This window comes from Inquilinus ginsengisoli, assembly GCF_050434925.1.
GTDB classification, from domain to species: Bacteria; Pseudomonadota; Alphaproteobacteria; order DSM-16000; family Inquilinaceae; genus Inquilinus; species Inquilinus ginsengisoli_B.
Genome location: NZ_JBNDJK010000001.1, coordinates 6,439,422 through 6,460,872 on the forward strand (window position 1 = coordinate 6,439,422; position 21,451 = coordinate 6,460,872).

Here is a 21,451-nt window from a genome sequence, read left to right on the forward strand (position 1 = left end):
ACCCCTTGCCCCCTCCCGCAAGGGGAGGAGAAGGGGGGAAGGGGTAAGCCGGCCCAAGCGGCTAGTTCTGAAAAGGTCTCGCTTGCGGGAGACGCAACGCGGAGACGCTCGACATCCGGACTGCCGGCCCCGCCCCTAGCTGCCTTCGGCCAGGGTGTAGACGTCCTCGCCGTAGCGGATGCCGCCCGCGGTGTCCGGATAGGCCAGGTAGTAGGTCATGCGCACCGGGATCCGGCTGGGCACCCGGGCGAAATGGGTCTTGCCGGTGGCGATCGCGGCCTCCACCCCTGCGGTGTCGGTGCCCAGCACCCAGGCGGCCAGGCCGAGATAGTTCTCGACCCGGATGCAGCCGTTCGACACCGCCCGGTTGTCGGTGGCGAACAGCTTGCGGTTGTTGGTGTCGTGCAGGTAGATCGCCTGGTCGTTGTCGAGCTCGAACTTCAGGAGACCGAGGGCGTTGTCGTCGCCCGGCGGCTGCCAGAATTTCCAGCCCATGGTGCCGACCATGTCCGGCGGCACCTGGGCCGGGTCGAAGGTCTGGCCTTCCGGCGTCTTCACCACCACGCCGTGCTTGCGCATGTCTTCGTACTGGCCGGCGGCCATTTGGGCCTTGTACTTCTTGGTCAGGCCGGGCGGCACGGTCCAGTCCGGGTTGTACTTGACCGCGATCATATTGGATTGGATCAGCGGCGTCTGGGTCAGCGGCGACCCGACCACGGCGCGGGTGCGCAGCACCTCGACGCCGTTCTCGAAGGCGATGATCTCGGCGGTGGGCACATTGACCGTGATCGACTTGCCGCGCGCCGGCGGCGGCTGCCAGCGGGCCAGGGTCTGGCGCAGCGACGCCGCCTCGTCCGCCGGGGTGAAGTTCAGCGCCCGGAGCGTGCGTCGGCCGACCACGCCGTCGTCGCGCAGGCCCCAGCGCGACTGCAGCAGCTTCACCCGCTGGGTCAGCACCTCGTCATAGACCAGCGTCGCCGGCGCAACCGGGCCGATCAGCTCCGGCTCGGTCACCACCACCGGGACCGGCTCGACCGGCGCCGCGCCGGATTCGACAATGGCGGGCTGGGCGATGGCGGGCACGGCCACCGCGGGCATGGCGGATTCGGGCAGCGCCACGCCCATGGCGTCGAGCCGCTGGCGCAGCAGCGGCACGCGCGGGTCGACGGCGCTGGGCTTGATGGTGCCGACGGGGATCGCCGGCGGTGCCGCAGCCAGCTCGGCGTCCGCCCGCTCCAGCGCCAGGCGCAGCTGGGCGTGGACCTTGTCCTCCGCCGCCACCGGCGTCGGCTTGGTCGCGGCCGCCGCGACATGCGGCGCCAGCGCCAGCGCCAGAACCAAGGCCCACCGAATCATCATCTGCCCCTTCGCTCGCCCGCCGGCCTTCCCGGTCGGGCATACCCTTCCTCGCGGCCGGAATCGACCGCTTCGCCCCGCCACGGTCAAGCCTTTCGACACGTGTCGGAGCAAGCATCATCGCCGCAGCCGCGGTGCCGGCGAACCGCAATCGCTGCACGCCACCGTTGCGCCGGACGCCCCGATCGGCGGAGATGGTGCAGAAGGAACGGCGCGGAGCGTGGCGGATGCCGGGGATCGACCAGGCGGAGAGGAAGCGGGACCAGGCGGCGCGGGCGGCATGGCTGTCCTATGTCTCGGGCCTGACCCAGGACGAGATCGCCCGGCGGCTCAATGTCTCGCGCATGGCGGCGCAGCGCCTTTTGGCCTTCGCCGCGCAGGAAGGCATGGTCAAGGTCCGGATCGACCATCCGATCGCCGCCTGCATGGAGCTGGGCGAGCGCATCGCCCGCCGCCATGGCCTGCGCTTCTGCGAGGTGGTGCCGGCCGACCCGGTGGCGCCGGCCCAGCCGAACCTGCCGGCGCTGGCGATCGCCGGCGCCACCTGGATCGAGCGGCTGGTCGACACCGAGGCGCCGCTGGTGATCGGCGTCGGCAACGGCCGCAGCGTGCGCGCGGCGGTGGAGGAGATGGCGTCCTCGCCGCGGCCGCAGCACCAGGTGGTGTCGGTCACCGGCAACATCGCCCGCGATTCCTCCTACAACCCGTTCGACGTGGTGATGCGTCTCGGGGACCGGCTGGGCGCCCAGCGCTTCCTGATGCCGGCGCCCTTGATCGCCGAGAGCGCCGCGGACCGGCGGGTGCTGGAGGAGCAGAAGCCGTTCCGTGAGATCATGGCGCTGGCGGCACGGGCCGACGCGATCCTGATCGGCATCGGCCAGCTCGACGACAGCGCTCCGGTGCTGCAGGACAAGGTGATCAGCCGCGCCGAATACCAGGAGCTGCGGCAGGCCGGCGCGATCGGCGAGGTGCTGGGCAACTTCCTCGATGCCGCGGGGCAGATCCTGCCCTCCCCGCTGCGCGACCGGGTGATCGGGCTGCCGCTCGACGCCGTCGCCCGACGTCCGGCCATCGCCATCGCCGGCGGCACGGTCAAGGTGCCGGCAATCCGCGCCGTGCTGGCGCGCGGCCTGCTGCAGGGCCTGATCACCGACGAGACCGCGGCCTCAGCGCTGGTCAGCCTGGGCTAGCCCGGGGCCAAGCGTCAGCATCATCGCCGTGGCGGCGCCTGGATCACCGGGGCGGCCGCATCGAAGATGGCGCGGCGGTCACCGGTCAGCGGCGGGTAGATGCGCTGGCGGTTGATGATCTGCTTGGTCTGCTTCGCCGTCGCGCCCTGCGTCACCACCTGCCGGTCCCAGCCCTCGGTGTAGACCGCGCCCCAGGCGCCGAGGTCGAGGATGGTCGTATACCACTCGATCCGCATCGGCAGCAGCGGTTGGCCGAGCAGGTCGGCGACCGCGTTGTGGCCGCCGAAGCGGCCCATCGGCCGGCTGTGCTGGCAGGACATCACCGAGGCGTGGCTGTCATCGACCATCGCCCGCGCCGAATCCCCGACGGCGAATTCGGCCTCGCGGCCGGTGATCTTCAGGGTCGGATCGACCGGCAACCGGCCCAGCCGGTCGCGCTCCACCGGGAACCGGGCGGTGAGTGGGCTGGCCCGCATGCCGGCACACCAGATCACGGTCGCGGCGGGGATCACCTCGCTGGTCGACAGCGTCGCACCGTCGGCATCCACCGCCGTGACCGACACGCCCATCCGGGTCTCGACGCCGAGCGCGGCGAGCGCGGCCTCGATCACCGGCCGGGCGCTGTCGCCCATGTCGGAGCCGACCTGCGACGCATGGTCGGCCAGGATCACCCGGGACCCCGGCCCGATCCGGTCGACCATCTCGGTCGCGGCCTCGATTCCGGTCAGGCCGGCGCCGACGACCAAGACGGTGTCGCGCCCCGGCGATGCCGGCCGCTCCGCCAGCCCGGCCAGATGGTCGGCCAGGCGGCGGGCGCCGGCGAAGGTGTCGATGTCGAAGCCGTGCTCGACGAGCCCCGGAACCGCCGGCCGGGCGAGGCCGCTGCCGAGGGCAAAGACGAGCCGGTCATAGGGCAGCGCTGTCCCCTGCCCCGACACCGTGCATCCTACGCTGCGCTGCGCGAGGTCGATGTCCGTCACCTCGCCCTCGACCAGGCGCACGCCGATCGGGTCGAGCACCGAGGCCAGGGGCACGCGGATGGCGTCGAGGTCGGCCTCGTAGTTGCGCACGCGGATGCCGTGCCATGCGTCGCGGTTGACGAGCGTCACCTCGACCCGGTCGGGCCCGACGCCGAAGGCATCGAGCGCCCGCGCCGCGCCGGCCGCGGCCCACAGCCCGGCGAACCCTGCGCCCAGGATCAAGATGCGTTGCATCGCCCGCCCCCGCCCGCTGGTCCAGCCTGAACGCTAGGCCCGGCCAGGGCCGGAAGCAACGTCGTCCTCCGGCTGAACGCGCCGGAACGGATCAGTCCCAGCTCAGCGCGCCGCCGTTCTGGTACTCGATCACCCGGGTCTCGAAGAAGTTCTTCTCCTTCTTCAGATCCATCGCCTCGGACATCCAGGGGAACGGGTTCTCGGTCTCGGCGAAGACCGGGGCCAGGCCGAGCTGGGCGCAGCGGCGGTTGGCGATGACATGCATGTACTGCTCGCACAGCGCCGCATTCAGGCCGAGGAAGCCGCGGGGCATGGTGTCCCGGCCATAGGCGGCCTCGAGCTCCGCCGCCTCGGCCAGCATCCGCCGCAGCTCCTCCTGGAACGCAGACGTCCAGAGATGCGGGTTCTCGATCTTGATCTGGTTGATCACGTCGATGCCGAAGTTCAGATGGATCGACTCGTCGCGCAGGATGTACTGGTACTGCTCGGCGATGCCGACCATCTTGTTGCGCCGGCCGAGTGACAGGATCTGGGCGAAGCCGGTGTAGAACCACATGCCCTCGAAGATCACGTAGAACGCCACCAGGTCGCGCAGGAAGGCCTGGTCCGAGGCCGGCGTGCCGGTCTGGAACGACGGGTCGGACAGGTTCTGGGTGTAGCGCAGCGCCCAGGCCGCCTTGTCGGTGATCGACGGCACCTCGCGGTACATGTTGAACAGCTCGCCCTCGTCCAGGCCCAGGCTGTCGACCACATATTGGAAGGTATGGGTGTGCACCGCCTCCTCAAAGGCCTGGCGCAGCAGGTACTGGCGGCATTCCGGGTTGGTCAGGTGGCGGTAGATCGCCAGCACGATGTTGTTGGCGACCAGCGATTCCGAGGCGGCGAAGAAGCCGAGATTGCGCTTCACCGACCGGCGCTCGTCCTCGGTCAGCCCGTCGCGCGATTTCCACAGCGCGATGTCGGCCTGCATCGAGACCTCGGTCGGCATCCAGTGGTTGTTGCAGCCGGCCAGGTACTTCTCCCACGCCCAGCGGTACTTCATCGGCAGCAGCTGGTTGACGTCGGCGCGGCAGTTGATCATCGCCTTGTCGTCGATGCTGACCCGGCCGCCGGACCGGTCGATGGCGCCGAGGCCGGTGGCGTCGGTTCCAGGCGCATCGTCCCGCTTCGCCCGGATCGGCGCGGCGGCGGTGTCGGACCAGTCGAGCATGGTCATGGGCGTTTTTCTCGGCTCACGGCGGGGTTGAACGGCGTCCTCGGCCCGGTGCCGCGGACCGCACGGTCCGGGCAGCGATGCAGGGTCGGCGACCCTACAAGATGTGGTCACTTCCGGCAAGGATGGCGCTAGAGGTTGTAGTGGCGGCTTCGGACGCAGCAGAGGCGCCAGGCTGATCGCCATCGCATGGGTTGCAAAAGAAAAGTAAGTCATATCGCGGCACGCGCAATTCGCAGCAATTGATCGTACAGTGGATTGAACGGTTTTGCCGATAATTTTGGATAATCTATTGCATAAAATGATAGGCCTTCTGGAAATATCTGTCTTCGGCCGGCGAGAGCAGTGTATGCACACCAACAAACCCCTTCGATGTAACCAAATGCGAGAGATTTTTTGATTGCGGCGGCCGCTACATTGCCGAAGGATGACGGCCAAGAGGTGCGCAGGCAGTCGAGATGCTGAATCGCGCTCCGCCTCTCGTTTGCGAGGCGGAAGAGCCATGATGCGACGCCATTGTCAATCGGCGTCCGTCAAGAAATGGCCGCAGCGGCTGGACGGGTGACGCGTAACGTTTCCCGGCCCGGCGTGTCGACAGACTGCGAACCGCAAACAGGGGGATATCGACAACCATGAGCATCGGATTCACGTCGGGACTGGCGCGGCGTCGCTGTTTGGCGCCCATATCGATCCCGACGGGCCAGGCATCGCCGGCGCAGACGCCGCGTCCGGGACGATGTCAGCGCAGTGATGCCCAGGGCACGGCGCGGACGTGCTGAGTACGGGCGGCGGACAGAGTCCGACGCCGACAGCTGACAAGACAAATCCCAGACGCTGACACCACGGCCGAAGCTGTCACGGCTCCGTGAACGGGAGTCTATTCGCCGCCGAATGCGCCGACCCGACACGGACCCATGCCAGGGCCGATATCATAAGGGGAAACACATGTGCGTCCTTTGCCAGATGGGCTACAGCCGAGAACATTCCACCCCGACGGGACAGGTGAGCGCCGGCTCGTTCACGATCAGCCCGCAGGATCTGCAGAACTGGCAGAATATCGACCAGACCCCGGACAATCCGTATAACAAGGACACCAATTACGAGACGTTCCTCAATTACCTCGGCGCGCTGAACCGCCCGCTGACGCCGGCGATGGCGCAATCGCCGCTCGTGGTGAACCTGTCCGAGTTGAGCGACCATCCGGCCTATCTGGAGGCCGCGATCGGGGCCTTGCAGATGTGGTCGGCGGTGACGCCGCTGCAGTTCCAGATCGTCACCGACCGGCCCTTCGACGCGGCCACCGACTATCTCGAAGTGGTCAGCCCGGAGGTCGGCGAGCAGGACGACGGCAGCGCTTATTCCGCCGGCCGCTATGTCAGCGTCGGGCAGCGCTTCCACGACACCGAGCCGGACGCGACCTCTCCGGGCGGCTACATCTTCAACACCTTCATCCACGAGTTCGGCCATGAATTCGGCCTGAACCACCCCGGCTTCTACAATTACGGCGGCCCCGGCGGCCCGCAGATCACCTATTACAACGATGCCAAATGGGTCTACGACAACCAGCAGTATTCGGTGATGTCGTATTTCGACAATATCGACATCGGCGGCACCACGGCCTGGACCAACACCACGCCGGGCATCGCCGATATCGAGGCCGTCATCCGGCATTATTTCTCGACGGTGACGGGCGGCGTCCGCAGCTATCAGGACATCCAGCTCAACACCGGCGACGACGTCTACGGCTTCGGCAGCACGCGGCTGGGCTACACGCTGACGGCGGCCGGGTCGACCGCTGACATCGGCTTCGTCATCCACGACACCGGCGGCCATGACACGGTCGACTTCTCGGGCTCGACCAGCAGCACCATCCTCGACCTGCGCGAGGGCCGCTTCTCCAGCGTCAACGGCCACACCAACAACATCGCCATCTTCGACGGCCACAATGCCGACGCGACCGAGTACTATGTCGAGAAGGGCGTCGGCAGCGCCTTCCTCGACATCATCATCGGCAATGACGGCGACAACGAGCTGCTGGGCGGCGGCGGCGACGACCGGATCGACGGCGGCAACGGCGCCGACGAGATCCATGGCGGCTCCGGCGACGACATCATCGTCGGCGGCGCCGACACCAATGACAGCCGCGACCGCAACAACACCCTGCCGATCATCACCGGCCCCGACAGCAAGGACGGCGACGACCGGCTGTATGGCGAGGACGGTAACGACACGATCAATGCCGGCAAGGGCAACGACATCCTCGATGGCGGCGCCGGCGACGACGTCATGCGCGGCATGGCGGGCGTCGACGTCTTCATCGGCGGCGCCGGCAACGACACGGTCGATTTCAGCCTGGAGAGCCCGTTCCAGCTGCTGGTCAACCTGGTGACCAACGTCGCCGCGGGCGGCACGGCGTCCGGCGACACCTTCTTCAGCGTCGAGAACCTGATCGGATCGGACGACCGCATCGACCGCTTCGTCGGCAATGATTCCAACAACTACTTCCTCGGCCTCGGCGGCGGCGACGTCCTCAGCGGCGGCAACGGCGACGACAAGCTCGAGGGCGCCCGCGACGGCGACGTGCTGAACGGCGACGCCGGCAACGACCTCCTCATCGGCGGCGCCGGGGCCGACTTCCTGGACGGCGGCGCCGGCATCGACACGGCCGACTACACGCTGGACGAGCGCCAGCCGATGTTCGGCCCGGCGCGGACGCCCGCGACCGAGGGCGTGACCGTCAACCTCGCGACCGGCACCGCCTTTGGCGGCGACGGCGAAGGCGACACCACGACGACGCACCAGTTCGACAAGCTGGCGAACATCGAGAACGTGATCGGCTCGAAGTTCGGCGACACGCTGATCGGCAACAGCGGCGTCAATGTCCTGTCGGGCGCCGCGGGCGACGACGTCCTCGCCGGCGGCGGCGGGCTGGACACGCTGAACGGCGGCGCCGGCCTGGACATGGCCGCCTATTACGGCAGCGCCACGGGAGTGAACATCTCGCTCCTCGTCCCGGGCTCGCATCCCGAGACCTACATCTCGATCGAGGGCCTGGCCGGCTCCGCCCATAACGACCAGCTGACCGGCGACGCCCTCGCCAACAAGCTGGTCGGACAGGGCGGCAACGACGTGCTCAAGGGAGGCGCCGGAAACGACACGCTGGACGGGGACTTCACCCCCTTCCCGATCACCGGCGTCGGCATGGGCAACGGCTACGCGACGCTGGCGCCGAGTGCGACCAACAACTCCGTCGCCACCGCCCATACCATCACCAACAACTTCTCGCTGGCCGCCGACGCCGACATCGGCAACGCCACCACCCTGGCGCATTCGACGGTCAACGCCACCGGCAACGGCCAGGGCGCCTACTACAAGCTGACGGTGAATGCCGGCACGCTCGTCACGGTCGACATCGACCACACCTCGGACGGGCTGAGCGACAGCGCCATCTGGCTGGAGCGGGCCGACGGCACCGTGGTCGCCTTCAACGACGACGGCGGCAACGATCCCGGCTCCGCCCGCCGGACGGACTCGCTGTTCAGCTTCAAGGTCGCCGAGACCGGGGACTATTACATCGTGGTCGGGCAATACAACAACGACACCAACGATACCGAACAGACCGTCCCCGCCGGTGCCACCTATGAGCTGAACGTCTCGGTGACCCCGCCGCCGCCGACCTCGCCGCAGATCGGCGTGGCCGGGCACGACAATCTCGATGGCGGCGACGGCGACGACATCCTCTATGGCCGCGGCGGCGTCGACTTCCTCCGCGGCGGCGCGGGGGCCGATGTCCTCGATGGCGGGGCGGGCTTCGATACCGTCAGCTACTGGGGCAGCACCGACGCGATCACGGTCAATCTCGCGACCGGTATTGGCAGCGGCGGCGAGGCGCAGGGCGACACCCTGATCGGCATCGAGAACGTCAATGGCGGCAAGGGCGGCGACACGCTGACCGGCAACATCGCCAACAATGTCCTCTACGGCTATGAGGGCAACGACGCGATCAATGGCGGCGCGGGACGGGATTCGCTGTACGGAGACGCCGGGGCCGACCGCTTCGCCTTCTCCGCGGTCGGCGACAGCACTGTCGGCGTCAATGCCGACGTGGTTGTCGACTTCAGCCGTGTGCAGGGCGACCGCATCGATCTTTCCGCGATCGACGCGAACACCAGCGTGGCGGGCAACCAGGCCTTCACCTATATCGGCTCGGCGGGCTTCTCGAGCCATGCCGGCGAGCTGCGCGCGCTCAACACCAGCTCGGGCGTCATCACCGTGGCCGGCGACATCAACGGCGACGGCGTGTCGGACTTCCACATCGTGCTGAAGGGGCTGAACGGCATCATGGCGGCGAGCGACTTCGTGCTCTGACCGACTGGTCACGGCCAAGAACGACTGAGGCGGCGGGTTCTCCCGCCGCCTCTCCTATTTTATTTGCTGCGCTGCGGCGGCTGCGTCCACGCAGACTCGCGGGCAGCGCGGCACAGGGCCCAGAGATAGGGCGCGGCGCAGAGCAGGATGCCGCCGAGCCAGAGCAGGGCGAAGGTCATGATCTGGTCCCTCAACGCTTCGATGAGGCCGAGTGCGAACACGATCCGGCCTCAGAACCGGTAGCCGACCGCCAACCCGACCGAGGGCTGCACCTGGCTCTCGGTGATCGGACTGTCCGCCGCATCGCCGAGCAGGACGCCGACGCCGACATTGGCCATGGCGAACCAGTTCTCGGAAAACATCCAGCGGAGCCCGATATTGAAATCGACGCTCTTGAACCCGGCCCCGGCGTCGAAGCGATCCAGCCCCGAGTTCCGCGACTGCGTCGGCGAGACGCCGAAGAAGCTCTGCATATATTCGTCGTCGGCCCAGGTGGCGGAGATGCCGGACGACAGGGTCCAGCTCTCGGACAGCGGCACCTTCACCGATATGTCGGGCCGGACCTGCAGGCCTTCGCTGCCGCCGAAATCCTTGGCCACGTCGAGGCCGATCTGCCACATGCCGAAGGAGTAGGATCCGAACACATGGCCGCGCGCGGCCGTGTCGATATCGCCCAGCCCCTTCAGATGGTCCTCATCATCCTCGTCCCGACCCGGCGCGAGGCCGACCGACACACCCAGCCGCAGCGCGTCGGTGCGCACGACGTTGACGCCGATCCCGCGCTCCATGTCGAGGAAAACCCGGTCCCGCCAGTTGATCGAGACGAAGGGACCCGGTGTCACCGAGAATTTGTCCGACCCCTCGTAGCTTGGCCCCACCTGGGCGCCGGCGCCGAGCACGAAGGTCCAGTCGCCGCCGGGACTGGCCGTCTCCGGAACCGGGGCGTTGTCCTGCGGCAAGATAAGCCCGTCTTGAGCCTCCGCACGCATGCCGGGCGCGGCAAGGACCAGGCAGGCGCCGGCCAAGGCGAGAGGCGCCCAAGTCATGGCCCAGCGGGCATTGGGTCGCGAAGAAGAGGCGGCAGTCGACAGTGACGCTTGCATTCGGTTCATCCCGTGACTCGATTGAGCCGCGAGGATAGGAGTCGACCGGATAGACGGGTTTTAAGTTATGTTAAGAGATGTTTCCGGAGATCCTGGCTGTAGATCATCAAGATGGCTCGCGGAACCCTGCCTCGTAATACTTCGTCGGCTCGGTGCCGGGACGTCCTGTCCATCATGCTGGGACTCAGGTTCTCCGGAGGCTGCGACGCGGCTTGGTTCGCATCGGCAGGCCTCGCCGGAGCGGTTGTCGGGCGCGCCTGCGAGCGGGCCGCGCTGCCGTCAGATCCTGACGTAGTCGATCTCCATGAAGTCCGAGACCTCCGCCTGCCATCGGTCGCGGACGAATTCGACGTGCAGCGGATGGAGGTTGTAGGCGTCATAGGCAGCCTGATCCTCGAACTCCATTGAGAAGCCATGGCTGAACCGGTTCTTGGCGCTCACCTGCTTCAGCCGCTCGAATTTCCTCACCGTCGGCAAGCCGGCGAGAACCATGGCGGAGTCCAGGAATCTCGTCTCTTCGCTCGAGCCTTCCGGGTGCTTGAGGCTGAAGACGACGGTGTGGCGGATCATGGAGGCAGCTCCGATTCTGGTGTTGGACGTCTGTGGCGGGTGCGCGGGACCGGCTCGAATCAGATTCCCGACCGAAGACCGGATGGATTTCGGGGCAGCAACATTTTGACGACCAGGCCGTGCGGCAGGCGGTCGAGCAGCTCGATGCGGCCACCATGGCCGCGGACGACGTCGCGCGCGATCGACAGGCCCAGCCCGAAGCCCCTGCCCGTCGCCGCGGGCCGGCTGTGGTCGCCCTTGAAGAACGGATCGAAGACCTTCTCGCGCAGCGGCGCCGGGATGCCCGGACCGTCGTCGGCGACCTCGATCTCCGCCATGCCACCCTCGCCCACCCGCAGGCCGACCCGCACCGCCGATCCATGCTGGACTCCGTTGTCGACGACGTTGCTGACCGCCCGGGTCAGCGCGTTGGGCCGGCAGCCCCAGGCAAGGCGCGGCGGCCCGGCATAGCTGACGCTGTGCCCGACATCGCCGAATTCGGTGCAGATTGTCTGCAGCAGGCTCGGCAGGTCGACCGGAGCCATCCGTTCCTCGCGGGTGCCGGGCCGCAGATACTCCAGCGTCTCGTCGAGCATGCTGCTGATCCGCACCACCTCGTACAGGATGCCGTCCCGCAGCTCCGGGTCGCCGATCCGTTCGGCCCGCAGCCGCAGGCGGGTCAGCGGCGTCCGCAGGTCGTGACTGATCGCGGCCAGCATGCGGGTGCGGTCGTCGATCAGGGCCCGGATGCGGGTGCGCATGTCGTTCAGAGCGTCGGCCATCTGACCGATCTCGCGCGGGCCCCTGCGATCGATCAGGCGGTCGTCGTCGGGCGAATGGCCGAAGGATTCGGTCGCGCGTCCCAACGCCGACAGCGGCGCGATGATCGAGCGCACCGCATAGGCCGACAGGAACACGACGAACACCAGCATCGTGATGATGATCAGGACGGTGGGCCTGAGGATGAACCGCCACAGGGTGGACAGGCTGGGGGCTGCGAACAGCAGGGCGGACCGGTCGTCGACCGGCACGATCAGGCCGTTTCCGGCGCCCGGGTGGAAGTCGGCGCTGCGCGCCTCGATGCCCCAGAGGGTCCTCAGTTGAAACGCGATCACACCGGCCGCGATCGGCATCGGCGCGTCCGCGGACCGGGCCGTGAATTCCGCCAGCGGCACCCGGATGGCACTGAAGCCGGCCCGCTGCGCGATGTCGAGGATCTTGTCGAGCTCCTCCGGGGTCTCAGCGGTCTGGGCGATTTGGATGACCTTGCCGATCCCCGTCGCCGAGAGCGAATCCCCGTCCCGCGCGTCGGGCTCGCGGAAGAACAGGAACAGGATGGCGCTGGTCAGCCCGATGCCGAGCAGCACGGAGACGGCGACGATCCCGGTGATCTGGCTGACGACGCTGCGCGGGGCCAGGCGAAGGAGGAACCGCATCAGGCCTGCTCGACCCGCTCGGTGAACATGTAGCCGCCGAGGCGCACGGTTTTGATGTAGCGCGGGCTGTCGGGATCCGGCTCGATCTTCTGCCGGATCCGGCTGACATGCACGTCGATGCTGCGCTGGACCGGGCTGGCCAGGCCGCTGTGGGTCAGCTCGATCAGCTGGTCGCGCGACAGCACCTGGCCGGAATGCCGGCACAGCGCCGCCAGCAGGTCGAACTCGACGCTGGTCATGGCGACCTGGACCCCGTCGGGATCGTGCAGTTGCCGCGACGCCGGATCGATCCGCCAGCCGGCGAAGCGCAGCGGGTGCATCCGGCCGCCGCCGTTGCCGCCCTGGGCGCGCCGCAGCAGCGCCCGGATGCGCGCCACCAGCTCACGGGAATCGAACGGCTTGGGCAGGTAGTCGTCGGCCCCGATCTCCAGCCCGATGATGCGGTCGACCGCGTCGCCGCGGGCCGTCACCATGATGATCGGGATCGCCGACGCGGCCCGCAGCCGGCGGCAGATGCTGAGCCCGTCCTCGCCCGGCAGCATGAGGTCGAGCACGACGAGGTCGATCTGGGCCAGGCCCAGCACCGAATCCATCGCGGCCGCTCCGGTCGCGGCCGAGACGGCGAAGCCGCTTTCGGACAGCACGCCCTGCAGCATCCGGGAGATCTCGAGATCATCCTCGACGAGCAGCACATGCGGCTGTCCTTCCGGCCGCGCGGCTGCGGCGAAGGATATGGATTTCCTGAATCCCACCATGGCGGCATTCTCGCAGCGAGCCGGCGGTCGATCATCCGTCCAATTATTATTTTTTGTAAACGCGCCGCCTGCGGCAGCCCAGTGTCACAAGAAGCCGGCCATCCTCAGAAGCAGGAAGGCAGCAACCAGGCCGAGCAGCAGCATGGCCAGGGCGCCCCCGCTCCACCGGCCGGGGGCAGACGATGACGGTCCGGGGGAAGCAGCGCGGGCAGCGCGGGACGAGGTTGACCCAGTACCGGGCAGCAGCGAGGCCAGGCGCGTCGCGATCGCCATGATCTCGGCGTTCGACCGTTCGGCGCGGGCCGCACCGGTGATGATCTCCGCCAGCTCGAGCACGGCAGCGTCGCGCGGCTGCCCGGCCAGCCGGTTCGCCGTCGCCCAGGGATCGCCGCCCAGACGGCCGAGCATCGAGACCACGCTCAATGGCATGCCGTTGGATTCCGCCCCGACATCGGCGAATAGAAACGCGTTCAGATTCGACTTTCGCAGGCGAAAGACGTCGGTATCGGGCATATCCAAATCACACCTCGCAAGATGCATCACGTGATATCCGCACACCAAAAATCAAGATCAAAATATGCCGGCGATGCCGGAATATCGGGATTCTCCATTTTTTATCAACGACTAGAATTAATGCTGCAGGCCACCTGACAAAGTGGCGAGAAGATCAAATGGAGTAGAGATCGGAATTTGACGCCCGATCGACACAGGCAAAATAAATCCCGGCCAGAACCTCAAACGTGGTAACCTTATGAGTGAGAGAGATTTGCCTCTCTCCGAATGAAAGCACAATCCATGAAATCCCCTGAATGGCTCAAGCCGGCGCTGTATGGTGCCGTGTGCGGCGCCATTGCGCTTGGTGTCATCGGCTTCAGCTGGGGTGGCTGGATGACCGGCTCGTCTGCCCAGCGCATGGCCCAGGACCGGTCCAAGACCGACGTGGTGGCCGTGCTTTCGCTGATCTGCGTCGACCAGTCGAAGCGCGACCCGCAGCTGACCGAGCGGCTGGCGGAGATCAAGGCGGCGTCGACCTACAGCCGCGGCGACGTCGTGGTCAAAGCCGGCTGGGCGACGATGCCCGGAGGGACGGTCGCCGATGCCCAGGTCGCCAAGGCCTGCGCCACCCAGCTCGCCAGCTGAGGCGCGCGGCCGGGTGCGGAGTCAGAAGAACCCCGCACCCAGCCCAGGTCGTCCATCGTCTGCCACGCCGGCCACGACCGCCGGTCAGCGGCGGCCGGATTTGGGCGACTTCCAGGCGGCGTCCACCTCAGCCATTTGCGCCGAGCTCGACAGCTCGTGCTCCGGCACCATCCGCTCCTCGCTGCCGAGCACGCTGCGCACCCGGTACATCGGGCCGGAGGAGTCGCTGGGGTAGCGGGCCAGCACCTTGAATGCGCCGACCGCGGCGTGCCCGGACAGCGATTTGCGCGAGACCTGCACGGTGGTGCCCACCGGGAATTTGAAGTCCTTCATCACGACATTTCTGGCCTCCCGAGAGGAGCGCCGGCTGCGGGAATTTCCGACAGAGTACACCGGAACCCAGGAACAAGCCCGCTGAATCGGACCGATCACCTAATAATCGTTGAAAATCACAATAAGATCTGAATTATCGATCGCAGAACAAAGCGCCAGACTTATTTCCATAGAACAAGGAATTCACCTTGAATGTTGGGATGGCGATGCGCATTTGTGAAGGAGATAGTGAATCACGCCTATCTCCCAAAATTGATTTTCCGAAGGACTCAGCCGATGAAATTCCGCCCGCTGCACGACCGGGTCGTGGTCCGCCGCATCGATGCCGAAGCCAAGACCGCGGGCGGGATCATCATCCCGGACACTGCCCAGGAGAAGCCGCAGCAGGGCGAGGTCGTGGCTGTCGGCCTGGGCGCGCGGGACGCGCAGGGCGTGATCCAGGCGCTCGACGTCGGCGTCGGCGACCGCATCCTGTTCGGCAAATGGTCCGGCTCCGAGATCCGGCTCGAGGGAGTCGACTACCTCGTGATGAAGGAGAGCGACGTGATCGGCGTCGTCGCCTGATCCCACCCGCCTCCCCCCCTTTCAAGGATCGCCACCATGCCAGCCAAAGACGTCAAATTCAGCACCGAAGCCCGCGACCGGATGCTGCGCGGCATCGACATCCTCGCCCGCGCCGTCAAGGTCACGCTCGGCCCGAAGGGGCGCAACGTCGTGCTCGACAAATCCTGGGGCTCGCCGCGCATCACCAAGGACGGGGTGACGGTGGCCAAGGAGATCGAGCTGTCCGACAAGTTCGAGAACATGGGCGCGCAGATGGTGCGCGAGGTCGCGACCAAGACCGCCGACCTGGCCGGCGACGGCACCACCACTGCCATCGTCCTGGCCCACGCCATCGTCAGGGAAGGCGCCAAGGCGATCGGCGCCGGGCTGAACCCGATGGACGTCAAGCGCGGCATCGACCTGGCGGTCGCCGCCGTGGTCGAGGAGATCGGCAAGCGCGCGCAGACCATCTCGACCAATGACGAGATCGCCCAGGTCGGCACCATCTCGGCCAATGGCGAGCGCGAGATCGGCGCCATGATCGCCAAGGCGATGAAGAAGGTCGGCAACGAGGGCGTGATCACGGTCGAGGAGGCCAAGAGCTTCGAGACCGAGCTCGACATCGTCGAGGGCATGCAGTTCGACCGCGGCTACATCTCGCCCTATTTCGTCACCAATGCCGAGAAGATGATCGCGGAGCTGGAGAACCCCTACATCCTGCTGCACGAGAAGAAGCTGCCCAACCTGCAGTCCTTCCTGCCGCTGCTCGAGGCCGTGGTCCAGGCCGGCCAGCCGCTGCTGATCATCGCCGAGGATGTCGACGGCGAGGCGCTGGCCACGCTGGTGGTCAACAAGCTGCGCGGCGGGCTGAAGGTCGCGGCGGTCAAGGCCCCTGGCTTCGGCGACCGGCGCAAGGCGATGCTCGAGGACCTCGCCATCCTGACCGGCGGCCAGGTCATCTCCGAGGATCTCGGCATCAAGCTCGAGAACGTCACCCTCGACATGCTCGGCCGGGCCAAGAAGGTCGTCATCTCCAAGGAGGAGACGACGGTCGTCGACGGCGCCGGCGCCAAGAAGGACATCGAGGGCCGCACCAACCAGATCCGGGCGCAGATCGAGGAGACCACCTCGGACTACGACCGCGAGAAGCTGCAGGAGCGCCTGGCCAAGCTGGCCGGCGGCGTCGCCATCATCCGCGTCGGCGGTGCCAGCGAGATCGAGGTGAAGGAGCGCAAGGACCGCGTCGACGACGCGATGCACGCCACCCGCGCCGCGGTCGCGGAGGGCATCGTCGCCGGCGGCGGCGTCACCCTGCTCTACGCGAGCCGCGTCATCGACAAGCTGAAGCCCGAGAACACCGACCAGAAGGTCGGCATCGACATCGTCCGCCGTGCCCTGCAGGCGCCGGTGCGGCAGATCGTCGAGAACTCCGGCAGCGACGGGTCGGTGGTGGTCGGCAAGCTGCTCGACAGCAAGGACCACAATTGGGGCTACGACGCCCAGAAGGGCGAATACACCGCCATGATCAAGGCAGGCATCCTCGACCCGGCCAAGGTGGTGCGGGTGGCGCTGCAGAACGCCGCCTCGATCGCCGGCCTGCTGATCACCACCGAAGCGATGGTGGCCGCGGTGCCGGAGACGGGCGGCCCGGCGGCGCCGGATGCCGGCGGCATGGGCTACTGATCCGCCAGCCCGTGACCGGCGGCAGCGCCGGTCACGGGCGACGGCATCGGCAGCGGCGTCAGGGCAGGATGCCGATGAACACCCGGCGGGTAGGCGCCGATCAGGTCCCCGGCGGAGGCCGCCGAGTCCGGCCCCGCATGCGGCATGACGAAACCGGGCTCCGGCAGTTCGCCGACCAGGACCCGCAGCAGGTCGAGCAGCTTGGCGCCGGTGTCGATGCGGAGCCACCGGTCATCGTCCCACACCGATATCGTCGGCCTGATCTCAATGTGCATCATGCGCCTCCGACAGCCGTGCGCGGTGTCGGCGAAGTTCGAGTTGGTCAGCGTCGGCACCAGGGTCGCGATGAAGCCGGTGCGGCGCAGAGGAACCTCGAACGATCGCCAGGCCGCACGGCCACATCCATGAGTGATTTCCGAGTCTGCCCTCATTCACCCCGCGATGATTAGGGTTGCAAGTGCCGAGTGCTTGATCGAACGGCCAGGCGCGCGCGGATGGCCGGCTCGATCGCGCGACGGTAAAGCTCTCAGCGAGCGTCGATGACGGATGACAAAAGACATGACCTTCCCTGTCGGAGACGCCAAGGCCGGACTCCGGGCGCTGAGCCGATACCGCGAAACGAAAGCCGCGCGCAGCGCATTTGAACTGCTGATCACGGCGGTGCCGTTCGCGGTGCTTTGGGCCCTCATGTGGGCCGCGCTCGACGTCGGCTATTGGCTGTCATTGCTGCTCGCGGTGCCGACCGCGGCCTTCCTCATGCGCCTTTTCATGATTCAGCACGACTGCGGACATGGCGCCTTCTTCCGTCGACGCGTCATCAATGATTGGGTGGGCCGGGTCATCGGCGTCTTCACGTTGACGCCCTATGGCGTCTGGCGCCGCAACCATGCGACGCATCACGCGGCGGTCGGCAACCTCGACCATCGCGGCATCGGCGATATCGACACCAAAACGGTGAGTGAATACCTCGCGCTCGGCGCCGCCGGCCGCCTTGCCTACACCGTCTATCGCCATCCGATCGTGATGTTCGGCATCAGTCCGGCATACCTGTTCCTGCTGCACCACCGCTTTCCCTTTGGTCTCTTTCGGGCCGGCGGACAGCCCTGGGCCAGCACCATGGGAACGAACGCGTCCATCGCGGCCGTCGTCCTGTTGATGGTGTGCTTGGTCGGGGTCGGGCCATTCCTTCTGGTGCATGGCCCGGTGGTGCTGATCGCCGCCTCGATCGCGGTGTGGTTCTTCTACGTGCAGCATCAGTTCGAGGACACGCGATGGGCGCATGAAGAAGACTGGGACTTCCATGAAGCCGCCCTTCATGGAAGTTCGCACTATGAGTTGCCCCGTGCCCTCGCCTGGTTCACAGGGAACATCGGCGTGCATCATGTGCATCATCTGTGCAGCCGGATCCCGTTCTATCGTTTGCGCCAGGTCCTGGATGATCACCCCGAACTGGCGGGTGTCGGGCGGCTGACGTTCGTTCAGAGCTTTCGATGCGCGACGCTTGCTCTTTGGGACGAAAGGCAGGGACGGCTGATATCGTTTCGCGAACTGCGGACGCGGCGTTCGAATGTGCGCTCCGCCGTTCCAAGACCCGCTGGCAACTGAAACACCGGCGCCGAGATCATCCCGCCAACGCGGCAGCTGCTATCGCGAATTGCGCACAAAATCCAGAAACAATCGGTCGACGTGGTTGGCTAAAATTTTCTTGGGAACAAGAATCTATATTTCTCTATTCGCCATGGGCCACGGAGTGATGTCACCCCGTAGCTACACGGAGATACCCCAATGCGCGGCACCATGAAGATCATCGCGTTCATCGCACCAGCACTGCTTGTCGTTGCCGGATGCACCGTCAACAACGCGCGACCGACGCCAACACCTGTCGCGGTAATGGCACCGCCCACTGTGATCACCACCCAGCCCGGAACGACGACCTACGTCACGGCGCCGCAACGCACGGTTGTCGTGCCGGCGCAGGCGTACTGAGCTCACCGCGGAGCGGAAGCGGATGATCGCGTGAGATGATCACCGCTGTCCGCACCGCTTCACATGCGGTTCTGTGCGGATGAGGCTTTGCTCCCAGGCGGCTGCGCCACCCGCTCCCAGCAGAAATCCGCGAGAAACGGCGGCGGCAAGAGATGTAATCACCGGCCGGCAGGCGACTGACCTCGATGGTTTACCCAGCCGCGGGTGCTCCGGATATTGTGCGGCAGAATGCGTGCAAACTGCGGTTTTGCATTCCGATTGACGGACGACCGTCGGAACCGATCACGAAAGTCCGCACACCATGTACCGCAGCCTTGCGCGGCTTCCACAGGAACCGGTGGACCGGGTTACCAAACCGTTCACGCGGTTCCTTCGCATCGAGGCGACGGCCGGTGCCGTGTTGCTGCTCTGTGCGCTCCTCGCCCTGATTCTCTCCAACTCCTCCTGGTCGACGTCGTTTCTCGCTGTGTGGGACATTAAGGCCGGTTTCCGGCTGGGCGGCTTAGAGTTCTCCCGCTCGTTGAAGCATTGGATCAACGATGGGCTGATGACGCTGTTCTTCTTCGTCGTCGCCCTCGAACTGAAGCGCGAGATGGTCTTGGGGGAGTTGCGCAACCCGCGTATGGCGGCTCTATCCATCGCCGCGGCCCTCGGTGGAATGGTCGTGCCGGCGGGCCTCTTCCTGTTGCTGGAAGGCGGAGGCAAGGGCGCCCACGGCTGGGGCATCGTCATGGCGACCGATACCGCTTTCGTGATCGGCTGCCTCGCAGTCCTCGGATCCCGCGTTCCGCAGAGCTTGCGGCTGTTTCTGCTGTCGCTGGCGATCTTCGATGACATCGGCGCCATCGTGGTGATTGCGATCGGCTATGGCGGCGCTTTGGATTGGGCGGCGCTCGGAATGGCGGGGCTGGGACTTGCGCTCGTGGCAGGGATCGCGCGCCTCGGAGTCCGGAGCTTCCCGATCTATTTCGCGATCGGCGGCGCGATCTGGCTGGCCCTGGACGCATCGGGAATTCACCCCACGCTCGCGGGTCTGGTCCTGGGCCTGATGACTCCGGCGCACAGCTGGGTGAGCGACAACCGCCTGCGTGCGATTTTGAACCGCGTGGTGGCCTATCCTCCCGGGAACCGCTGGAGCGGCAATACGAGGGACCGGCGCGATCTCCGCCGCGCGAGCATTGCTTCCCGCGAAGCCTTGTCTCCCATCGAGCGTCTCGAGTTCATCCTTCACCCTTGGGTGGCATTCACGATCATGCCGCTCTTCGCGCTGGCGAATGCCGGTCTGACGATCTCCCCCGAAGACATTGGCGGGACCCTCGGGGTGGCGATCTTTGCGGGCTTCGTACTCGGCAAACCTATTGGCGTGGTGGCTTTCAGCTGTCTGGCCGTAGGCCTCCGATTTGCGGTGCGCCCGCCCGAGCTACCGTGGAGCGTGCTGGCAGCCGGCGCCCTCCTGACTGGCATCGGTTTCACGATGGCCCTGTTCATCGGCGAATTGGCCTTCGATTCCAGCCTGCTCAACGCGGCCAAACTGGGCATTCTGGGCGCCTCCGCCGCCTCAGCGGCATGCGGGCTGCTGGCCTTGGCTTGGCTGACGTCTCCGGCCAGGCGGTGACCTGGATCAGATCGATCTTTCAGCCGCACCCTTGCAGTCCCACCGCCGAAGTGATGAGCTTGCGACATCATCTCCGTTGCTGCTCCCGCGCGCTGACCGCGAACCACCTGGAAGCCGAAAGACATGTGCCCGCATCCGTTTCGAAGGGCTTCGCACACGCGCTTGAACGACGATAGCGGGAAGCAGAGGTGTCCGAAGGCTCCCGGGCTGCGCTCGCCGCGTCAGTTGCGCCGCGTTGCCCTGCTGATCGCGGCGATCGCTTGTCTCGCGGTTCCGCGCACCACGGCTTGGGCGGCCACCCTGCAGGGCGTGTGGCTGATCGACGGAAAGGCGGCGGTGCAGATGTTTGACTGCGAAGGATTGCTGTGCGGCCGGATTCGTTGGTTGCAGAATGCGCGGGATCCTCAGGATCAGGCGGTCCGTGACAAGAACAATCCGGAACCGACGCTGCGGCAGCGGCAACTCTGCGGCCTGACGATCATTTCGGGGATGCGGCCGACCGATCCCAATCGCTGGGAAGGTGGTTCGTTCTACAATCCGGATGATGGGAAGACATACGGTGTCTCAGCGGAACTGAAATCCGCCGATGTGCTCATTGCACGAATCTATGCGGGGATCCCGGCCCTCGGCGAGACCAAGACCCTACAACGGGTTCCACACGGCACATCGGAAGGCTGGTGCTGAGGATATGCCGACGAGTCAGTTCGCAAGATCTTCGCACTGGGATTCGAGCTCGCGGAAGGCACTGGAGAATGCGCCGAGCTGGTACTCCTGAGCCGCCCCATCATGCCGCTCCAGCTTGAAAGATCTGCCGATCTTCGTGGATTCGAACAATTTCTTGGAGTGCTTGGGCGATAGGATAATGGGCACTGGAGCCATCTTCGGTTGTAAGGGGGACGCCTTCGCGGATTTGATTGATTGTGAGGCATACAATGGGAACCGATATGGTGCCGCGGCTGCTGTCAGC

The 21,451-nt window shown here is 66.4% G+C and carries 20 protein-coding genes; 9 read left to right on the plus strand and 11 right to left on the minus strand.

What is annotated here, in order from left to right; all coding sequences use genetic code 11:
- Nucleotides 1–135: 135 nt before the first annotated feature.
- The gene (locus tag QFZ27_RS30640) at nt 136–1,359 is read right to left on the minus strand and encodes a L,D-transpeptidase family protein (protein ID WP_429230236.1); all 1,224 of its coding nucleotides are present in this window, start codon (nt 1,357–1,359) and stop codon (nt 136–138) included.
- Between the two features lie 224 nt (nt 1,360–1,583).
- Here QFZ27_RS30640 and QFZ27_RS30645 point away from each other — a divergent pair, with 224 nt between their 5' ends.
- Nucleotides 1,584–2,546, plus strand: coding sequence for a sugar-binding transcriptional regulator (locus QFZ27_RS30645; RefSeq protein ID WP_429230237.1), 963 nt, complete (start codon nt 1,584–1,586; stop codon nt 2,544–2,546).
- 20 nt (nt 2,547–2,566) lie between these two features.
- Here QFZ27_RS30645 and QFZ27_RS30650 read toward each other — a convergent pair whose 3' ends face one another.
- Nucleotides 2,567–3,760 (minus strand): NAD(P)/FAD-dependent oxidoreductase, encoded by a 1,194-nt coding sequence (locus QFZ27_RS30650; protein WP_429230238.1) that lies wholly within the window; start codon nt 3,758–3,760, stop codon nt 2,567–2,569.
- 91 nt (nt 3,761–3,851) lie between these two features.
- Entirely contained in the window at nt 3,852–4,976 is a 1,125-nt protein-coding gene (locus QFZ27_RS30655; protein WP_429230239.1) for a ribonucleotide-diphosphate reductase subunit beta, read from the minus strand.
- 999 nt (nt 4,977–5,975) lie between these two features.
- Between QFZ27_RS30655 and QFZ27_RS30660 the strand changes: the two genes are divergently transcribed.
- Nucleotides 5,976–9,341 (plus strand): M10 family metallopeptidase C-terminal domain-containing protein, encoded by a 3,366-nt coding sequence (locus QFZ27_RS30660; RefSeq protein WP_429230240.1) that lies wholly within the window; start codon nt 5,976–5,978, stop codon nt 9,339–9,341.
- Nucleotides 9,342–9,400: 59 nt separating this feature from the next.
- On the opposite strand, the gene QFZ27_RS30665 is transcribed toward QFZ27_RS30660, so the two are convergent.
- The 6 genes from QFZ27_RS30665 to QFZ27_RS30690 form a co-directional block, all read right to left on the minus strand.
- A complete protein-coding gene (locus QFZ27_RS30665) occupies nt 9,401–9,562 on the minus strand; it encodes a hypothetical protein (protein WP_429230241.1) in 162 nt (53 codons plus the stop codon).
- Between the two features lie 9 nt (nt 9,563–9,571).
- Complete coding sequence (locus QFZ27_RS30670; RefSeq protein WP_429230242.1) at nt 9,572–10,300, minus strand: MipA/OmpV family protein; 729 nt, start codon at nt 10,298–10,300, stop codon at nt 9,572–9,574.
- A gap of 423 nt (nt 10,301–10,723) precedes the next feature.
- Nucleotides 10,724–11,014, minus strand: coding sequence for a Dabb family protein (locus tag QFZ27_RS30675; protein WP_429230243.1), 291 nt, complete (start codon nt 11,012–11,014; stop codon nt 10,724–10,726).
- Between the two features lie 59 nt (nt 11,015–11,073).
- Entirely contained in the window at nt 11,074–12,429 is a 1,356-nt protein-coding gene (locus QFZ27_RS30680) for a sensor histidine kinase (protein ID WP_429230244.1), read from the minus strand.
- Entirely contained in the window at nt 12,429–13,184 is a 756-nt protein-coding gene (locus tag QFZ27_RS30685) for a response regulator (RefSeq protein WP_429230245.1), read from the minus strand. The genes QFZ27_RS30680 and QFZ27_RS30685 overlap by 1 nt, the downstream gene beginning before the upstream one ends.
- Nucleotides 13,185–13,268: 84 nt before the next feature.
- Nucleotides 13,269–13,697 (minus strand): hypothetical protein, encoded by a 429-nt coding sequence (locus QFZ27_RS30690; RefSeq protein WP_429230246.1) that lies wholly within the window; start codon nt 13,695–13,697, stop codon nt 13,269–13,271.
- 282 nt (nt 13,698–13,979) lie between these two features.
- Here QFZ27_RS30690 and QFZ27_RS30695 point away from each other — a divergent pair, with 282 nt between their 5' ends.
- Nucleotides 13,980–14,324, plus strand: a complete 345-nt coding sequence (locus QFZ27_RS30695; RefSeq protein WP_429230247.1) for a hypothetical protein — start codon at nt 13,980–13,982, stop codon at nt 14,322–14,324.
- Between the two features lie 84 nt (nt 14,325–14,408).
- Here QFZ27_RS30695 and QFZ27_RS30700 read toward each other — a convergent pair whose 3' ends face one another.
- On the minus strand, nt 14,409–14,657 hold the full coding sequence (locus QFZ27_RS30700; protein WP_429230248.1) for a hypothetical protein: 249 nt from the start codon (nt 14,655–14,657) through the stop codon (nt 14,409–14,411).
- 276 nt (nt 14,658–14,933) lie between these two features.
- Between QFZ27_RS30700 and QFZ27_RS30705 the strand changes: the two genes are divergently transcribed.
- Together QFZ27_RS30705 and groL are read left to right on the plus strand one after the other, a co-directional pair.
- Nucleotides 14,934–15,221, plus strand: coding sequence for a co-chaperone GroES (locus QFZ27_RS30705; protein ID WP_429230249.1), 288 nt, complete (start codon nt 14,934–14,936; stop codon nt 15,219–15,221).
- Between the two features lie 36 nt (nt 15,222–15,257).
- Nucleotides 15,258–16,883, plus strand: a complete 1,626-nt coding sequence (gene groL / locus QFZ27_RS30710) for a chaperonin GroEL (protein WP_429230250.1) — start codon at nt 15,258–15,260, stop codon at nt 16,881–16,883.
- Here the strand turns inward: groL and QFZ27_RS30715 are convergent.
- Nucleotides 16,877–17,218 (minus strand): hypothetical protein, encoded by a 342-nt coding sequence (locus tag QFZ27_RS30715; protein ID WP_429230251.1) that lies wholly within the window; start codon nt 17,216–17,218, stop codon nt 16,877–16,879. The genes groL and QFZ27_RS30715 overlap by 7 nt on opposite strands.
- Before the next feature lie 223 nt (nt 17,219–17,441).
- Here QFZ27_RS30715 and QFZ27_RS30720 point away from each other — a divergent pair, with 223 nt between their 5' ends.
- From QFZ27_RS30720 to QFZ27_RS30735, 4 genes are all read left to right on the plus strand, one after another.
- Nucleotides 17,442–18,488 carry a fatty acid desaturase gene (locus tag QFZ27_RS30720; RefSeq protein WP_429230253.1) on the plus strand — a complete coding sequence of 349 codons (1,047 nt, stop codon included), beginning with the start codon at nt 17,442–17,444 and terminating at the stop codon, nt 18,486–18,488.
- A 180-nt stretch (nt 18,489–18,668) separates the two neighbouring features.
- Nucleotides 18,669–18,869, plus strand: coding sequence for a hypothetical protein (locus tag QFZ27_RS30725; protein WP_429230255.1), 201 nt, complete (start codon nt 18,669–18,671; stop codon nt 18,867–18,869).
- 301 nt (nt 18,870–19,170) lie between these two features.
- Nucleotides 19,171–20,484 (plus strand): Na+/H+ antiporter NhaA, encoded by a 1,314-nt coding sequence (gene nhaA / locus QFZ27_RS30730; RefSeq protein ID WP_429230257.1) that lies wholly within the window; start codon nt 19,171–19,173, stop codon nt 20,482–20,484.
- Nucleotides 20,485–20,646: 162 nt separating this feature from the next.
- A complete protein-coding gene (locus tag QFZ27_RS30735) occupies nt 20,647–21,168 on the plus strand; it encodes a DUF2147 domain-containing protein (protein ID WP_429230259.1) in 522 nt (173 codons plus the stop codon).
- The last annotated feature ends 283 nt before the right edge of the window (nt 21,169–21,451 follow it).

What these genes read in the sequence shown, in the direction of transcription:
- QFZ27_RS30725 (WP_429230255.1), top strand. Translation starts at nt 18,669, where the DNA reads ATGCGCGGCACCATGAAGATCATCGCGTTCATCGCACCAGCACTGCTT.
- QFZ27_RS30695 (WP_429230247.1), top strand. Translation starts at nt 13,980, where the DNA reads ATGAAATCCCCTGAATGGCTCAAGCCGGCGCTGTATGGTGCCGTGTGC.
- groL (WP_429230250.1), top strand. Translation starts at nt 15,258, where the DNA reads ATGCCAGCCAAAGACGTCAAATTCAGCACCGAAGCCCGCGACCGGATG.
- QFZ27_RS30675 (WP_429230243.1), bottom strand. Translation starts at nt 11,014, where the DNA reads ATGATCCGCCACACCGTCGTCTTCAGCCTCAAGCACCCGGAAGGCTCG.
- QFZ27_RS30685 (WP_429230245.1), bottom strand. Translation starts at nt 13,184, where the DNA reads ATGGTGGGATTCAGGAAATCCATATCCTTCGCCGCAGCCGCGCGGCCG.
- QFZ27_RS30650 (WP_429230238.1), bottom strand. Translation starts at nt 3,760, where the DNA reads ATGCAACGCATCTTGATCCTGGGCGCAGGGTTCGCCGGGCTGTGGGCC.
- QFZ27_RS30705 (WP_429230249.1), top strand. Translation starts at nt 14,934, where the DNA reads ATGAAATTCCGCCCGCTGCACGACCGGGTCGTGGTCCGCCGCATCGAT.
- QFZ27_RS30645 (WP_429230237.1), top strand. Translation starts at nt 1,584, where the DNA reads ATGCCGGGGATCGACCAGGCGGAGAGGAAGCGGGACCAGGCGGCGCGG.
- nhaA (WP_429230257.1), top strand. Translation starts at nt 19,171, where the DNA reads ATGTACCGCAGCCTTGCGCGGCTTCCACAGGAACCGGTGGACCGGGTT.
- QFZ27_RS30680 (WP_429230244.1), bottom strand. Translation starts at nt 12,429, where the DNA reads ATGCGGTTCCTCCTTCGCCTGGCCCCGCGCAGCGTCGTCAGCCAGATC.
- QFZ27_RS30655 (WP_429230239.1), bottom strand. Translation starts at nt 4,976, where the DNA reads ATGACCATGCTCGACTGGTCCGACACCGCCGCCGCGCCGATCCGGGCG.
- QFZ27_RS30690 (WP_429230246.1), bottom strand. Translation starts at nt 13,697, where the DNA reads ATGCCCGATACCGACGTCTTTCGCCTGCGAAAGTCGAATCTGAACGCG.
- QFZ27_RS30640 (WP_429230236.1), bottom strand. Translation starts at nt 1,359, where the DNA reads ATGATGATTCGGTGGGCCTTGGTTCTGGCGCTGGCGCTGGCGCCGCAT.
- QFZ27_RS30700 (WP_429230248.1), bottom strand. Translation starts at nt 14,657, where the DNA reads ATGAAGGACTTCAAATTCCCGGTGGGCACCACCGTGCAGGTCTCGCGC.
- QFZ27_RS30720 (WP_429230253.1), top strand. Translation starts at nt 17,442, where the DNA reads ATGACCTTCCCTGTCGGAGACGCCAAGGCCGGACTCCGGGCGCTGAGC.